The following is a 728-nucleotide window of genomic DNA, read 5'->3' as shown; positions in this document are numbered from 1 at the left end:
TCACGCCCTCGTGGAGGCATCGCCAAAAGCGCTGGAAGGCAAGAATCGCGACGACGACCAGATGCTCGCCCGCTTCGCCAATGCCGTGCAGAAGGCGGAGCCGAACGCCATCGGCGGGCCGATTTCGGTGCTGCATTCGGCCAACACGATCATCAAGGCGTTCGAGCAGGCGGCGGTGTTGTCGCTGATCGCGATCACCGTTTTGCTGTGGATCACCTTGCGTCGAGTGGGCGACGTTTTGAGAACTTTGATACCTTTGCTGGTTTCCGCCGTGGTCACGCTGGAATTGTGCGTTGTCTTCGGCATGCCGCTGAACTTCGCGAACATCATTGCATTGCCGCTGATGCTGGGTATCGGCGTGGCGTTCAAGATCTACTTCGTGATGGCGTGGCGCTCCGGGCAGACCGGTTTGCTGCATTCCAGCCTCACGCACGCGGTGATGTTCAGCGCCGCGACCACGGCAACGGCGTTCGGCAGTTTGTGGTTTTCACACCATCCGGGCACCTCGAGCATGGGCCGCCTGCTGGTTTTGGCGCTATTTACGACATTGATTGGCGCAGTGGTATTTCAGCCGGTTCTAATGGGCAAACCCCGGGTGCAGAAGAAGGCCGCTGACACTCTTTAATTCGTACGATCACCAGCAAGATCCAAGGAAACGACTCATGACGATGGCAATCACGCCACGCGCCGCTCGCAACCTGCGCGCCCTGTCCGGCGGCGCGGCATTC

General features: G+C 59.8%; 1 pseudogene. It reads left to right on the top strand.

Annotated elements, in window-relative coordinates:
* Positions 1–625, top strand: a pseudogene (locus ACRXB1_RS37165) (MMPL family transporter); the annotation flags it as partial.
* Between the last annotated feature and the right edge of the window lie 103 nt (positions 626–728).

It is taken from the genome of Caballeronia sp. M23-90, from assembly GCF_053574605.1.
This window is presented reverse-complemented; position numbering and strand designations above follow the sequence as displayed.